The sequence below is a fragment of the Propionibacterium sp. genome, from assembly GCF_047719395.1.
In the GTDB taxonomy this organism is placed as follows: Bacteria; Actinomycetota; Actinomycetes; order Propionibacteriales; family Propionibacteriaceae; genus Propionibacterium.
Genome location: NZ_JBDNTB010000030.1, coordinates 1 through 14,914 on the forward strand (window position 1 = coordinate 1; position 14,914 = coordinate 14,914).

Here is a 14,914-nt window from a genome sequence, read left to right on the forward strand (position 1 = left end):
CCCCCCCCCCGGTGGGGGGCGGCGCGGGCTCGCCGGCGCCCCGGCGGGGGGTGAGCCACCACCGGCGGGGGGGTGGGGGGGGGGCCCCCCCCCCCCCGGGGGGGGGGGCCCCCTCACCAGGTCAGTTGCGATGAACCCATCAGTTGCTGTGAATCACCAAGCTCACTTGGCGGTGCGAATCTCCGAGCTCACCATCCAGGACAGCTTCTCGAACTCGTCGATGATGGTGTGCAGCAGATCGGCGGTAGTCGGATCCTCGGCGTCCACCGAGTCATGCACCTCACGCACGGTGGCGACTGCGTCGTCAATGCGCTCGACGATGAGGGCGATCACCTTGTGGGTGTCGAGCTCGCCCTCCGGGAAGGCCGGCAGGCTGGTGGTTGCGGCCACCGTCGCTGCGCGGCCATCAGCCGTGGCATGCAGTGCGCGCAGACGCTCGGCCATGATGTCGGAGTGCTCCTGGGCCTCTTCGACGACCTCGTCCAACTGGAGGTGGAGATCGCGGAAGTTCGTGCCCACAACATTCCAGTGCGCCTGCTTGCCCTGAAGAGCTAGATCGATGAGGTCGACCAGCACCTGCTGCAGCGAGGCGATGAGCTTGTCAGAAGCGACGAAGCCCTTTTCGGAGTTCTGCTTCGGGGTGCTGTGCGCACCAGTCGAAGTTGCGGAAACAGTCTCGTTCGAGATGACGTCAGCCATTGGTTTTATCTCTCTTCTGTCTGGTCCGTTTAGAAGTTGTCTGGGATGCTGCCGGCTTCCCCTTGTCGGGAAGCCCTGCCATGTCCCACGGTAGTGGCAACAGGTTTGCGAGCCCAGGTATTCCGGGATGCCGGAGGGACTTCCTGTGCTTGAAAACGGTACTTTGTGAGGCCTGTTTCACCCGCAGCTTCGGGACTGGCCCGGGGCGGGTGACGCCCGAGCTCGGACGGTACCTGTTGTTGGGCAGCGTCGGGTGTGGCTGGGCGCGGCGCCAGCGGATCGCGTTGCGGTTGCTGGGCCTGACCGACCGGGCCAAGGGTTGATTTCCATGTCCATCAGCGCCAGTGAGGCTCGTGAGACACTGTTCCCGCCCATCCGGCGAATCAAGCCCGTGACGATGGATTCCTGCGTGATCCTCACGGCAAGCCCACTGCGCACAATTTGGTGGGAGCAGGGAGAGTACTGGTTTGCCTGTCGGCATGGTCACGCTCAGATCGAGGACATCTGCAGAGCCCACGACGCGACATGTGCGATGCGGAACGTTCATGATGTCGTTCACCCAGGGATCGCACTGATCGATCTGGGCTGCATGAATCTGCAAGTCAGGCACCACTACCGAACTGAGAGCGGAGGAAGCGTGCGGCGGATCAGGGACTTGATGCTGTTCGACGATCTGGTCATCGCCTGTGACTCATGCGGCGGGATTGGGCCCAAGGAATACGACAGCGTGGCTGTCGATGCCGTGACCACAGCGCACTTCGCGCTGCGGGTGCCACTGCTGGAGGTGCTGTGCTCCGGGGCCCGGCCGATGATGGTCATCGACACACTGTGCGTCGAGATGGATCCGACCGGACGGGCGATGATCGACGAGATGGTGCGGCTGGCCGGACAGGTGGGAATCCCAGGTGACGCGGTCGGTGGCAGCACCGAGGAGAATGTCCCCACCCGGGCCACCGGGGTGGGAACCGTGGTGCTCGGACGGCTCCGCAGGCCCGAGGACCTGCTGTCGGGCGGTGGGTGGCCCGGCGATGCGGTGCTGTGCCTCGGACTGCCGGTCTCCGCGCCAGATGAGGACATCTTCATCGGACATCCCCAGCAGGTCTCGGTGGCGCAGGTGCAGGCTGTCGCAGCCAGCGGTCTTGCCCACGACATGCTGCCGGTGGGTTCGCGCGGTCTTGCCTTCGAAGTGCCCCAGCTGGCGGCGTCTGCCGGTCTGGACGTGTGCTGGGAGGAACCGGCGCTAGTGGCGCGGCAGGATTCCGGCGGCCCGGCGAGCGCTGTGCTGGTGAGTTGCGCGCCGGGCGATGTGGCGGCCATAACACAGCTTGTCACAGCGGTGACAAACTCGCCGTCCGATCTGCCAGTCCACCTGGTGGCCCGGCTGGCCTGATCAGATGCGCCCGAGGCCGAGTACGAAGCGGGCCCATAACCAGGCCACGCAGGCGAACACTGCTGTGGCGCTGACTGCGGTGTCCCACCAGTGCCAACGGAGATCGCGCAGTGGGGTCATCCGCGCGCTCGCTCCGTAGCCACGGCTGGTGAGCGCCACCGAGAGGGCATCAGCCATTGTGATCGCCGAAGTCAGCAGTGGAATCATGATCGGGATGAAGGCGCGGACCGCACCGAAGGGCCCGTGTCTGGCGGGGTCGGCACCGCGTGCCCGCTGGGCGTCCCAGACCAGATCCTTGCGGCGCGTCATGGTGGGTACGAAGCTGATCGCGGTCGTCACCAGCACGCCCAGCCAATAGGGCGCATGCGCCCAGTCCAGGCCACGAAGCAGCTCATCGACATCCGTCGAGCCGAGATAGGCGCCGGTGAGTACCACCAGCGCCAGGATCCGGATGATGAAGCCGACGCCCGTGAGCAACCCTCCCGTGGTGGCGTGCAGTCCCGAGAGGCTGAACAGCACCGTGGTGTGTCCGGCGTGGTGGAAGCGCGGCGGCGTGAACAGCGCGAAGACGGCGACGAAGACGAACAGGCTCATCAGCGGCCGGAGCGCCTGGACCGTTCCACGAAGCGGAGCCCGGCACATCAGCAGCGCAATGAGGATCGCGGCGAACAGCAGGCCGTTCCAGGCGGGATGGTCGACCACCAGGAATTGGACCACCAGCAGCACGAAGACAAGGGTTTTCGTCCTCACGTCGAGACGTGTGAGCCGGTTCATGGGCCTTTCCCGAGAAGTTCGGCCAGGAGATGACGGCCCAGGGTGGCCTCGTCCAGCAGCGCTGGGGAGCCTGGCCACAATCGATGGCACAGTTCGACGGGCTGGGTGGGTGCCAGCACCCCGCGCTCCCACAAGGAAGTGTCGCTGAGCACCTCGGCGGTGGGGCCATCGGCAACGACACGTCCCTTGTCCATGGCCACGACGCGCCGGGCGTGGTGAGCGACCAGATCCATGTCGTGGCAGACCATGATGACGGTCGTGCCATCGGCATTGAGCCGGCCGACAATTGTCATCAGCGCGTCGGTTCCCGGCACGTCCTGACCGGTGGTGGGCTCGTCGAGCACCAGGATGCCAGGTCTGAGCACCAGCACCGAGGCGACCGCCACCAGGCGCCGCTGGCCCCGGCTGAGAACCAGCGGATGATCCTCACGCACCGCAGCCAGCCCGACCAGTTCCAAGACCTCGCCGACCCGGCGTCGTACCTCATCATGGGGGATCTTGGCGACCCTGAGTCCGTAGCCGACTTCTTCGGCAACCGTACGGCAGAATATTTGGTGGTCCGGATTCTGAAACACGAATCCCACCTGGTGCGCCAACTCATGCACCGGCCGGTCAGCAACTTCGGCGCCGTTGACCCTCACCCGTCCCGGAGCGGCGCGAAGAAGCCCATTGAGGTGGCGCACGAGGGTGGTCTTGCCCGCGCCGTTCGGCCCGACCAGGGCCACGAAATCGCCAGCCTCGATGTGCAGGTCGACCCCGTCGAGACCGATCACCCCATTGGAGAAGACATGGCGCAATCCTTTGATCCCGACCGTCTCTGGTGACCTGGAAACGTGCTGATCACCGGGGAGGGCCCTGTCGGGGGGTGGGGAATCCGGAAAACGATCCTGCACGGTTTCATCGCACAGGGCCACTTCATTGCACAGGGCCACCTGTGCAGGAGCAGGAGGCCGCACATCCCTGCCTCGTACCACCGAGAGCGTGTGCAACACGGCTTCGGCGCTGGCGACATCCAGCGGCATCTGTTCGGCGCTGAGCAGCCGATGGGCAACCAGTGGCTCGAAGATGCGGGTGATGGGAAGCGCTTTGATGCCAAGTGTCCCAACCAGCGTCGGGTCACGGAAGAAATCCTCCGGCCTGCCCTGCCAAGCCACTGCGCCCTTGTCCAGCACAACCAGCTGATCCGCGCGCCCGATCACATCGGCGGGTTCGTGCTCGGCGACGACCAGGGTGCAATGCCGTTGGTGGCGAAGGGCATCGACGGCCGCATAGACCTGTCGTCGCCCAGCGGGATCGAGCTGGGACGCGGGCTCGTCCAGGCAGATGACCTGCGGCTTCATGGCGAGAATCCCAGCCAGCGCTACTCTCTGCAGCTCCCCACCCGACAGCTTGCTGGTGACGCGGTCCGTCATGTCGTTCAGACTCACCAATTGCAAGCATTCGCGCACCCGATCGAGGATCTCGGCGCGCGGCAGCTGATGGTTGCGTGGGCCGAAGGCGACATCCTCCAGGACGGTCCGCCCAAGCACCTGCGCCTCGGGATCTTGTTGCAGCAGGCCGACACATCGGGTGATCGCCTGCACCCGGTGCTCTGCCAGATCAGCTCCGTCAAGGAGGATGCGGCCACTCAATCGGCCGCCGAGCAATTGGGGGATCACGCCATTGAGAGTCATCAGCAGGGACGACTTTCCAGACCCCGCCCGTCCCATCACGACAGTGAAACTGCCTGCCACGAGCTGTGCCGTCGCCCCGTTGAGGGTGGATCGGTCGCTGCGGGGGTAGCAGTAGCCGAGCCCCTCGATGTCGACCTGTCCCCACGCGGCGGCGCCGTTCGCGGTGTCTGGCCGGCCGACAGGATCAGTCAACGAGACGCGTGCCGCGCAGCGAGCGCCAGGCGATCGAAGCTACGGCGACATTGAGTATCGCACCCACCAGCAGCGATGGGATGACGGCCACATAGGCGCCCCAACCGCCGGTCGGTACCACGACCAGAGCCAGCGCAAAGGTGTTGAACAGCACCGCGACAACGCCGCCGATCACCAGATTCAGCAGGCCACCGCGGTGGCCGATCCAGCGCAGCAGCAATGCGCAGATGCCCATGCCCACGGCAATCGCCAGGTGAACGGGCAGGGTATAGGGGAATCCGGCCATCGAAGCGGTGAGGATGTGGCCCAGCGCGATGACGACGAAGCCCATCGGGCCGCCGAAGGCCAGCGCCACGAAGTATCCGGGCGCCGAATCGAAGGCGACGGTTCCCGCCGGACTCGGGATCTTGATGAGGGCACCTACGGCGCTCAGCGCGATGAATACGGCCATGACGGCCACACTGCGCGCCGACACTCGGGAGCTGCGCACATCGGCAGGCTGGTGGGACAAGGACATGACACTCCTGGCAGTTGTGCGCCATGACGGAGCATCACGTGCACGAGGCATCACAAGAATGCGCCGTCACGACGCGGGTGACCGGGGTTGTACCACCCGGGCGAACCCGGTAGATGCTAGTGGGCGTGTCCGTCGGCTCGGCAGGCAGTTCGACGAGTGAATGACAGCGCGGCAAATCGGTCACGGTGTCGGCCGTCAAACCCGGACAAGGTGGAACTCTGGCCAGGGATCATCGCGTGCCGGACAGCAGCGACTCGTTGACGGCGTCGCTGAGCTCGTGGTCAACGGCGATCTCGTGACCGTCCACCGCACGCACCGGTGCGAGCAGCCGGGTGGAGGAGGCCAGCCACAGCGCATCTGCGTCGACGACCTGGTCGACCATCATGAGCACCTCGGCGGTGGAGAATCCCAGTTCGCTGAACACCTCGAAAACCGCCGCCTGGGTGGTGCCGCGCAGGATGCCCTGCGCCGGGGCGGGCGTCCAGATGCGGGAGCCGAATTTTGCGATGAGGTTCGAGCTGGGTCCCTCGAGCAGATAGCCATCTGAGCTTGTGAAGATGACATCGTCGGCGTCGCGCCGCGCAGCCTCGCGCAGCACGGCCTTGTTGACTGCATAGGACAGCGTCTTGGCTCCCGTCAGCAGCCATGGTGCCCGAGCTGCGATGTCATGCGGGTAGCCGCGGTCCAGCAGCACCACCCGGACTCCTTCGGTGCGATCCTTCCTGAAGTCCTCGGCCGGGGAAGAGAGCACCCAGCAGATTGGCACGCCAGTGCCCTCGACGCCGCGGGTCACCACGACCTTGACCGACGACTCGACAAGGAGCCCGTCGGACTCGATGACCTGCAGCACGGCAGCGCGGATCGCCTCGAGGTCGAGGGTCGGAAGGTCGAGCATGACGGCGGAATTGGCCAGCCGGTGCAGATGGGCTTCCAGCATCAGAGGGTGGCCAGATCTGACACCGATCACCTCGAAGATGCCATCCCCGCGGGTGACGCCGAGATCGGTCACAGGAATCTGGGGTGCCGCCGGATCCACCGGATGCAGGCGATCCGCACGGGCGGCGCCGGCGGATTCCTCGGCGGGAGAGACGAAGATGCAGGCAGTCACGATCGCTCCTATGCTGTCCATGCGGCATTGACCTAGCGGTCAGGGCCGTTCATGTGTTCAGGGCTGCCGGGCGATCAATTGGGTACCCAATCGGTGCCTGCAGCGCAATCCGGCGGTGATGATCCCGACATCGCTGTCGACGATCTCCACCTTCTCTCGATGATGACACGCCCAGCCGATCTTGGGAGGCCCTCAGCCTTGCAACCCGCAGCCGTACGAAATGCATCGCCCCCGGACAGGCGCCTGCTGAGAGCCCGGTTTCACCAGGCGGACAGCTCAGAGCTTCTCGAGAATGTTCCCGACGATCCGGTGAACCGCAGCGCGCACACTGGCCCAGAAGTCTTCTTGGGCTGCTGGTGAGGATGTCGTGACCTTCGTCGAGATCGCATTGGCCGCCTGGGCCTTCGCAGCAGCAGTGGACGAGGTGGATGCGCTCGGCGGAACGGTGGAGGCTGCTGACTGAGTGGACTGATTGGTCGAGATCGTTGCCGGCTGCTGGCTGTTGTCGGCGATGGCCTGGGCCGTCGCCGTGGAGGTGGTGTGCATGAGATCTTCCTGCGTGGCGAGGTCGCCCATCTGCAGGACGACCGCGGCCACATTGCCGACATAGCCGGCGGTGTGGATCATCCCCGTCTCGGGCAGCCAATAGCCGTCATTGTCCCAGCCCTGCTTGCTCTCAGCGCCGGTGATGGCACGGAAGCCGAAGTCCTGGTCGTAGCCGTCGGCGCTGATCGACGTGGTCTGACCCATCTGGGTGGTGAGCCAGTCGCCCACCAGCGGATCATTTGCTGCCCTGTACAGCAGGGTCGCCACATCGGCCGCGGAAATGTGGGCGGCACCCCAGTAGGTCCAGTCGCTGGGATTGTTGTAGGAATTCGTCAGTCCGTACCAGCTCGACACATCGGACAGGATGTCCTGACGCCAACAGCTCGTGGCGGTGTCGTCATCGGACTCACGGACCATGTATCCGATGTCTCCGCAGGACACCGCAGCGGCATTGCCATTGGTCTGGTGCAGCCACCACACTGCGATGTAGAGCTTGACGATGGACTCGCTCGCAACGGGCGTGGTGGCGTTGGAGGTGGAGTAGAGGACCTTCCCGGTGGAGCGGTCGATGATCGAGACGTACTGGGTGATGCCCTGGTTCGATGCCTGGTTGACTGCGTCAGAGACCGCTGAATTGAGGGTGGTGGCCGCCGCCCGGGAGGCTGACCAGGGTTGCAGTACGGCAATCGTGGCCACCCAGCCGATGACGAGCAGTCCGGCAACCATCTTGGCGGTGCGGAGCCCCGCCCCGCTGTGCTGTGTCCGACTTCTCTTGGACATCATGACCACTCTTCCCATCGGGACGGTCCCTTGATGCCGGGCGGCTACGGAGAACCCGGATCTGCGTCTCGAACAGTCCTGAAACTAGGAAGGGCACTTGTGACGCCGCTTTGAGCCGGTGAGGGCCCAGCCATGAGTTGGGTTCAGCCGGCGAGCCGGGCGTATTTCCCGGCCGCGGCGAGCAGTTCGGCATGGCTGCCGCGTTCGGCGATGCGGCCATGGTCGAGCACGATGATCTCGTCGGCGTTCTTGATGGTGCTCAGGCGGTGGGCGATGGTGAGGGTGGTGCGTCCGGCCATCAGCTCGTTCAGGGCCGTCTGCAGTTCGCGTTCGGTGTCGTTGTCCAGCGCGGAGGTGGCCTCGTCCAGCACCAGGATGGGTGGGTTCACCAGCAGGGTCCGGGCAATCGCCAGGCGTTGGCGCTCACCGCCGCTGAACCGGTGCCCGCGGGCACCGACCACCGTCTCAATGCCATCGGGCAGGGCCGCGATCACCTCGTCGAGCTGAGCTGCCTCCAGCGCCCGGCGCAGCTGGTCATCGGTGGCGCCGGGTGCGGCACGCCGCAGATTCTCCTCAATGGTGGTGTGCGTGAGGTAGGTCTCCTGGGTGACCATGCCGATGATTCTTGATCGATCCGCGCTCGCGAAATTCCGCAGGTCGATACCGTCGACGAGCACCTGGCCGCTGGTGGGATCGGCGAGTCTGACCAGCAGCGAGGCCAGCGTGGATTTTCCAGAACCGGTCTCGCCCACCACAGCCAGCGAGTGGCCTGGCTCGATCCGCAGATCGATGTCGCTCAGCGCATCCCTCTCGCCGTCGGGGAAGCGGTAGGAGACATGCGCGAAGCGCACCTCACCCCGCACCCGTGCCAGCTCCACTGTCACCGGATGGTCGGGTTCGGTCACCTCCACCGGGAGATCCAGGTATCCGAAGATCCTGCTCAGCAGGGCCATCGAGGCCACCCACTGCGCGCTGGTGTTGAGCAGACCCTGGACGGGCCGGAAGATGGTGGTCTGCAGGCTGGCGAAGGCGATCAGAGTGCCGATGCTGATGTCCCCCCAAAAAGCGGGGAAGGCACCGGTCAGATAGAGCAGCGCGGGGATCGTGGCGAACAGAATGCTCATCATGGCCATCCGCCAGCGTCCGGCGAGCTGAGATCGCACGTCGAGGTCGGCGAGTTCGGCAGAGGTGGTGGCGAAGCGGTCGCTGGCCACCTGGTCGCTGCCCAGCGTCTTGGACAGCAGGGCGCCGTTGATGCTCAGTGCGTCCTCCACCTGGGAGTGCAGGTCTGCGAGTGCTCGCTGTCGTTGCGCGGTGACGTCGCGTCGCATCAGGGCGACCTGACGGGTCATGAGAGCCGCCGGGGGGATGATCACCAGCGAGATCAGCGAGAGACGCCAGCTCAGCGCGATCATTGCCACCGCGGTTGCCACCGTGGTGGTGGCGTTGGAGGCGATCGATGTCGAAGTGGTGGTGACGACGGTCTGGAGTCCGGCGACATCCTGCAGCAGGCGCGATTGGATCTCCCCGCCTCGGGTGCGCTTGAAGAAGGCGATGGACTGGTACTGCAGGTGCTCGAAGACACGCACGCGCAGGTTGTGCATGACGTTCTCGCCCATCACCGAGGCCAACCAGGTCTGCCACACTCCGAGCACCCCGGAAACCACCGCGATGAAGATCATCCCGGCGACCAGCCGCACCAGCAGGACATTGTCATGGTGCGGCAGGGCAGTGTCGATGATGGCGCGCAGCAGGAATGGTTGCGCCAGCGAGACGACCGAGGCCGCAACGATGATGGCCAGCACCCCGGCCAGCCGGAGCCGGTGGCCCGAGAACAGCCCGAGGGTGCGACGCAGACTCACCGGGGATTCGGCGAGCTGCTGACGATCCGCCGCAGAGACGCGCGCCGCACCGCGTACGGGAACGAATGCGTCGCTCATCGGCCCCTCCTGAGCGCCTTCCGGAGCGCACCTGCCGATCCTGCCACGACATGATCCGATGACCTAGCGCAGGCCTTGCCCACCGTGCTCGGCAGGATTTCGGACGGTCATCGAATGCCGGGTCCTGGTTGCCGTGACCAGGGACAACGGCTAGTGTGTAACACGTTCGTAGCAATTAGTTAACCGGTCGGTGACATTCCGGCCGGACCACGATGATGTGGAGGCACTCAAATGTTTCTTTCAATGGTGATGCCGGATGCAGCCGTTGCCCTGGATGCTTATGCCGACGACTGGCACGAGGCGATTCAGCTGGCCGGGAAGGGTCTTGAGATGGCCGGTGTGGCAAATCGTGGCTACACCCGCCAGATGATCGAAGAAGTCGACAAGCACGGGCCCTATATCGTCGTGGCGCCCGGAATCGCCCTTGCACATGCCCGTCCCTCGAAGAATGTCTACGACACTGGCCTGAGCTTCGTGCGGTTGGCTGAGCCGGTCAATTTCGGGCATGCAAAGTACGATCCCGTCAAGCTGCTCATCGGACTCGCGGCCACCGATGAGCACGCAGATCTCGTCATCGTTTCCGCGCTGGCCGGCATCCTCGCTGATCCGCTGTGCCTGGACGAGCTGCTCACCGCCAAGAGGCCGGACGATGTGCGCCGCATCCTCAGCGACGGCGAGTCCGTCAAGATGCGCAGCCGCGCAGTGAGTGCCCGCTGACCCTGGACGGCCTCGAGAACCATGACCTGCGGGCATGGATCCCACGCCTCCACGGTTCATGCCCGTTCTGAAGGTACAGCGCCTCGCAGCTGCAGCTGCGAGGCGCTGTGCTGTCCTGTGTCCGGGCAAAGACATGTGGTGACAGCGCTGCCAGTTCATTCGGGCCCTGTCGGCTCATCTGGTCGTTGCCTTCTTCCATGCGCAGCACAGCTCATTCGACCATCTCAGGCCTCCGGTTGCCGGGTTCACACCTACCCCGATTCCTCCCACGAGCTCTCCATCCACGAGGAACAGATCATCGTCGACGGCAGCTCGGCGCTGCTCGGCAGCCAGAACGCCGCCGTGGCCTCGCTCGCCAGGAATCGGGAGAGTGCAGTCTCAACATCACCGATCCGGCCCTCGTCTCTGCGATCTCCGCCACCTTCGACTCGGACTTCGGCACCGTCCCACAGACTGGCTGAAGGGCCGGGTGATCTCGGCTGGACCGGGCCCGTACCTCAGATATCTGCTGCGGTCGGCCCGGAGGTGGTCGCCAGGTCGACGACCTTGGCACCACCGATCGAGCCGAAACGACCGGGTTGGCAGGTGAGGATGATCACCTGCGCGCTGTGCCCCACATCGTTGAGGACGACATTGAGCTGGTCCAAGCGGATGGGATCGGCGAAACCGAGGGAGTCGTCGAGGATCACCGGTGCACCCTCGTCGGCATCGATCAGTTGTGCGCTGGCGAGCCTGCCCAGCAGCGCAATCTGCTCCCTCGCGCCTGCCGACAACGAGCCGAAGGGCACCGTTCGCCCATCGAGAGTGCGGGACTCCACCACGAGTTCAGGAGAGATCTCCACCTGGAAACTGCTGCCGAAGACCACACGCCCCAGACGTTCCATGTGCTCCCTGAACGGCGCGACATAGCGCTGCTGCATCTCGCTGCGGTGGCGCTCCATGGTCTCTTGCAGCAGGGCGATCGCCTGTGCGGATCGCTCGAGCCGCTCGTGCTCGGTGGTGGCTGCCTCCAGCGCAGCCTGTGCACCAGCCAGTTCGTCGTAGATGCCGTCGCCAGCACGGTCATCGATCAGGGCAGTCAGTTCGACGATGCGCTGGTCCACGGTCCTGGCTGCTTTGGTCTTGGTTGCGACGAGATCCTGGGCATTGGCAAGCCTCATGGCGACGGTTTCCGGGTTGGCCCCGTCGACGGCGGCCTCGGCAGCCTCGAGCGCCTGCTCGGCGAGAGCTGCCTCGTCTGACGCAGCCTGCCAAGCCCGCTGCAAGGCGTCATCGTCCTGGGCCGAGCGGGCCCTGTCCAATTCCTGTGATGCCCGGTCGAGCTCCCGCCCGGCACTCTCCAACTGGGCCGAAGTGCGAGTCGACTTTTCCTGCGCTTCGGCGACGGCGCTGCGAAGACGCTCGACTTCGGTATTCGCCTGGTCGAGTTGCGCGACGAGACCCTCCTCGGCGTCGCGAGCGGCATCGGCCGCCTGCTGCAGGGAGGCCGGCGTGCTTGCTTCGACTCCGCCGTCTGAAGTGCTTGCGGCTTCCACGCCGCTGTCATCTGAAGAGCTGGCGGCCTGTTGGATCCGTGCGCTGAGGGTGGCCAGCCGTTCGTCCAGGTCAGTCAGCTCTTCGCCCTGCAGCAGGGCTTCCAACGATGCCTCCGCACGTTCCAGAGCGGTGCTGGCCTCCCGCCGGTGATCGGCGATGACCCGGGCCTGGTCCACCGAATCCACCGAGTGCCTGGCCAGAGCCCTGTCCAGGGCCTTCTCGACCCTGGACACATTCGCGGCCAGCTCGGCCGGTGGGGTTCCAGGGGTCACGTCGACCTCCAGCACACCGGCCGCTTCAATGCGGATCGGTGTGAGCACACTGGCATCGTGTCCTGAGCCGGTCGGCACCGGGCGCCCATCGACTGTGACCTCAGGACCACCCAGCGCACGCACCCGCAGCTGTGCCGCCGCCGCCTCGCGGGCACGGCGCGCCACCAGCAACTCAGTGCTCAGCTCGTCGAGCTTTGCGATGGCCCCATCATCTATGGGGGAGCTGTTCAGCGCGGCCAGCGCCTTGAGCCGGGCATCCTCGCTGGCATGGGCCTGCTCGACCTGGTGTAACAGCCTGTCGTGATCGGCTCGGGCGACACTGAGGTCGAGCGCGGCTCGGGCCCGGATGGTTTCACTGTGCGCCGCCCTGCGCTGCGCATCCAGCGTCGCAGCCCCTTGCTCAGCCGCAGCACAGCGGTTCATCGCCTGGGTCAGAACGCTTTCGAGGTCGGTGGCCACGCCGCTCAGCCGCTCGCACTCTTCGGAGCGCTTTCCGACCTGGGTGATCTGCTGTGCTCGGACGGCGATGCTGGCCTTCGCCTCTACCGTGCGCCGGGCCGCCTCGTTGTTGTTCTGCTGGGCCACCTCTGCCGCCTGGCGCAGTGTGGAGACCTGTGCATCGGCCTCCTGGGCGTCGGCCAGTGAGCGCTGTGCGTCGCAGACTTCTGTACCCAGGGCGGTGCGCTGTTCCACCCTCTGAGCATGCTCCTGGACAAAGCCGTCCATTTCGGCGCTCCGGGTCTGCAAGCCGGCCAGCCGAGGAGCCAGTTGCGTCAGCTGGGCTTCCACTTCCCTGAGCCTGCCGGTGGGCTTCCCGGTGCGGGTGAAGTACTTGGCGTATTCCTGGTCAATCGCAGCCGACAGCGCATCCTGTTCGCTGCTGGCCTCGGCCGTTGAGTCGAGAGCACGGTGCAGGGCATTGATGCGGGCAAGTTCCGGCTGGTCGAGTGAGTTGCCCTGTGCCACATCCAGAGCCTCCAGCAATTCCACGTCGACGCAGTTGACAAGAATCTCCTTGAATCGGGCATGAGCCTGGTCGCCACTCAGTTGCTCGGCCTTCGGGCCGAAAATGGCGAGTTCGGTGAGCGTCGAGCGCAGCCAGCGCTTGCGGTATTTCATGTCATAGCCGCCGATGCGCAGCCTGATCTCAACCTCTGGTCCCACATCGGAACCCACCGGCTGCACGGTGCGTACACAGGCCTTCTTGGCGCTGTCCTTCTCGTCCCGGATGAGACGCAGAGCCTCAACGATGGAGGATTTGCCGATCTCGTTGGGGCCCTGGACCACGGTGACTCCCTCGCTGAAGTCCACAGACGATTCCTCGACCCCGCGGAAATTGCGCAGTGTGATTCCCAGCAGCCTCATGATTCGCCTCCGAGACGCTTCGCATCCCCGCCTCCGGCACGGCGCGCATTTTCGACTCCGGTTTCGCTTTCTCCTCCGGAGAAGCGGTACAGCAGCCCCAGAGCGTCCTTGGCGGTTCCTGCCTGCGGCCCCGGCGAGCCGGCTGTGACGATGAGCTCGTCGAGAGCCTCCCGTGCGAAGCCACTCAATTCCAGATCGCTGAAATCGTGCTGGTCGGGCAGCACTGCGAGATCCGTGTTGCGCTCCCAGTAATCCAGCCGTGCGAACAAATCACCGGCCCGGTCCACGACATCGTCCAGACGCGCCTTGCCCGCTGTGCTCAATGTGCCCGATAACGCGAGCCACACAGCAGTGCAGTCCTTTTCCGGCAGGGAGGACAGCCGCTCGGCAACGGCATCCACGTCGTCAATGCCGGTCAGAGTTTGTTCGAGGGTGGTGAAGTGCCACCGTCCGATGTGCACCTTCTGCACGGACACTGCATGCGAGCTGGGCTCGACGTCGACCACCAGGGCATTGCCCGGATCGGTCTCGCGTCGTGCCGTGACCTCAGGAGTTCCCGGGTACCAGATGCGAGAGCTCACCGAGGTCGTCGAGTGCCTGTCGCCCAGAACCGCCACATCGGCGCGCCCAGAATCCAACACGGCAGTCAACGCGGCAACGTCGATGGTTTCGGGGGACTCCCGGTCGGGATTGAGGGTGCTCACTGCACCATGTCCCGCGATGACACGGGTCATGCCGGCGGTTGTCACCTCGAGCGGTGCACAGGCTTCGGCCACCAGGTCATGCAGCGGGTGCTTGGAAAACCAGGGCGCGCCGACGATCTGCACGCCTGGTGCCACTTCGAAAGGATGGTTGTCGCGGATCACGTGGAGTTGCTCGGGAGGACTGTCCGAGAATGCCGGGGAGTCGTAGATGGATGCTGCATCGAGGGCATCGTGGTTACCCGGCAGCAGCACCACCGGCATCGTGAAGGTGCGCAGCACCTCGAAGGTACGGGCGATGATGGATCGATTCAGCTGGTTGGATTCGAAGACATCGCCGCAGACCAGCACGAACTCCGCACCGCAACCGGCCGCCAACTCGCCGATCCGACGCACCGCTTCCAGACGCGCATGGTGGAAGCGAGGACGCGCCTCAGCATCGAGATAGTGCGCCGTCATGCCGAGCTGCCAGTCGGCGCTGGCCACGAATCGCATGTCTTCTCCCTTCCGGGGATGCGATTGACATCCTAAGGAGGAGGCCTGACACGACTGTTCATGACATCTGCCGGCAGGATCAGGAAATGGTCCTCCCTGAACCTTCACATAGTGCGTAATGCCTTGCCAGCCTCGACAGTTGTCGTAGCCTGGGGCCATGTCACGAGTACAACGAAGGTCTCGTCCATTCCTCGTCCTCGCCTGTGCCG

Annotated in this window: 11 protein-coding genes; 2 read left to right on the top strand and 9 right to left on the bottom strand. The window is 65.1% G+C overall.

Translation table 11 applies throughout. From position 1 onward, the window contains the following. Window positions 1–162 precede the first annotated feature (162 nt). Entirely contained in the window at window positions 163–687 is a 525-nt protein-coding gene (locus tag ABF648_RS06765) for a Dps family protein (protein ID WP_415631565.1), read from the bottom strand. A 649-nt stretch (window positions 688–1,336) separates the two neighbouring features. Between ABF648_RS06765 and ABF648_RS06770 the strand changes: the two genes are divergently transcribed. Then, window positions 1,337–2,089 carry a transcriptional regulator gene (locus ABF648_RS06770; protein WP_415631538.1) on the top strand — a complete coding sequence of 251 codons (753 nt, stop codon included), beginning with the start codon at window positions 1,337–1,339 and terminating at the stop codon, window positions 2,087–2,089. On the opposite strand, the gene ABF648_RS06775 is transcribed toward ABF648_RS06770, so the two are convergent. From ABF648_RS06775 to ABF648_RS06800, 6 genes are all read right to left on the bottom strand, one after another. Continuing rightward, complete coding sequence (locus ABF648_RS06775; protein ID WP_415631539.1) at window positions 2,090–2,863, bottom strand: energy-coupling factor transporter transmembrane component T family protein; 774 nt, start codon at window positions 2,861–2,863, stop codon at window positions 2,090–2,092. Then, complete coding sequence (locus ABF648_RS06780; RefSeq protein ID WP_415631540.1) at window positions 2,860–4,728, bottom strand: ABC transporter ATP-binding protein; 1,869 nt, start codon at window positions 4,726–4,728, stop codon at window positions 2,860–2,862. Before ABF648_RS06780 ends, ABF648_RS06775 begins: the two co-directional genes overlap by 4 nt. Next, a complete protein-coding gene (locus tag ABF648_RS06785; protein ID WP_415631541.1) occupies window positions 4,721–5,245 on the bottom strand; it encodes an ECF transporter S component in 525 nt (174 codons plus the stop codon). The genes ABF648_RS06780 and ABF648_RS06785 overlap by 8 nt, the downstream gene beginning before the upstream one ends. A gap of 229 nt (window positions 5,246–5,474) precedes the next feature. Further along, window positions 5,475–6,353 (bottom strand): aminodeoxychorismate lyase, encoded by an 879-nt coding sequence (locus ABF648_RS06790; protein ID WP_415631542.1) that lies wholly within the window; start codon window positions 6,351–6,353, stop codon window positions 5,475–5,477. A gap of 276 nt (window positions 6,354–6,629) precedes the next feature. Next, window positions 6,630–7,682 (bottom strand): hypothetical protein, encoded by a 1,053-nt coding sequence (locus ABF648_RS06795; RefSeq protein ID WP_415631543.1) that lies wholly within the window; start codon window positions 7,680–7,682, stop codon window positions 6,630–6,632. Window positions 7,683–7,822: 140 nt separating this feature from the next. Further along, window positions 7,823–9,619: an ABC transporter ATP-binding protein gene (locus ABF648_RS06800; RefSeq protein WP_415631544.1), complete on the bottom strand. Its 1,797-nt coding sequence runs from the start codon at window positions 9,617–9,619 to the stop codon at window positions 7,823–7,825. A 243-nt stretch (window positions 9,620–9,862) separates the two neighbouring features. Here ABF648_RS06800 and ABF648_RS06805 point away from each other — a divergent pair, with 243 nt between their 5' ends. Next, on the top strand, window positions 9,863–10,336 hold the full coding sequence (locus ABF648_RS06805) for a PTS sugar transporter subunit IIA (protein ID WP_415631545.1): 474 nt from the start codon (window positions 9,863–9,865) through the stop codon (window positions 10,334–10,336). 497 nt (window positions 10,337–10,833) lie between these two features. On the opposite strand, the gene ABF648_RS06810 is transcribed toward ABF648_RS06805, so the two are convergent. Further along, window positions 10,834–13,509 carry an AAA family ATPase gene (locus tag ABF648_RS06810; protein ID WP_415631546.1) on the bottom strand — a complete coding sequence of 892 codons (2,676 nt, stop codon included), beginning with the start codon at window positions 13,507–13,509 and terminating at the stop codon, window positions 10,834–10,836. Beyond that, the gene (locus ABF648_RS06815; protein ID WP_415631547.1) at window positions 13,506–14,705 is read right to left on the bottom strand and encodes a metallophosphoesterase family protein; all 1,200 of its coding nucleotides are present in this window, start codon (window positions 14,703–14,705) and stop codon (window positions 13,506–13,508) included. The genes ABF648_RS06810 and ABF648_RS06815 overlap by 4 nt, the downstream gene beginning before the upstream one ends. Between the last annotated feature and the right edge of the window lie 209 nt (window positions 14,706–14,914).

Bases quoted from the DNA above. Each gene is read 5' to 3' on its own strand.
- ABF648_RS06800 (WP_415631544.1), bottom strand. From the start codon at position 9,619: ATGAGCGACGCATTCGTTCCCGTACGCGGTGCGGCGCGCGTCTCTGCG.
- ABF648_RS06775 (WP_415631539.1), bottom strand. From the start codon at position 2,863: ATGAACCGGCTCACACGTCTCGACGTGAGGACGAAAACCCTTGTCTTC.
- ABF648_RS06815 (WP_415631547.1), bottom strand. From the start codon at position 14,705: ATGCGATTCGTGGCCAGCGCCGACTGGCAGCTCGGCATGACGGCGCAC.
- ABF648_RS06810 (WP_415631546.1), bottom strand. From the start codon at position 13,509: ATGAGGCTGCTGGGAATCACACTGCGCAATTTCCGCGGGGTCGAGGAA.
- ABF648_RS06785 (WP_415631541.1), bottom strand. From the start codon at position 5,245: ATGTCCTTGTCCCACCAGCCTGCCGATGTGCGCAGCTCCCGAGTGTCG.
- ABF648_RS06795 (WP_415631543.1), bottom strand. From the start codon at position 7,682: ATGATGTCCAAGAGAAGTCGGACACAGCACAGCGGGGCGGGGCTCCGC.
- ABF648_RS06805 (WP_415631545.1), top strand. From the start codon at position 9,863: ATGGTGATGCCGGATGCAGCCGTTGCCCTGGATGCTTATGCCGACGAC.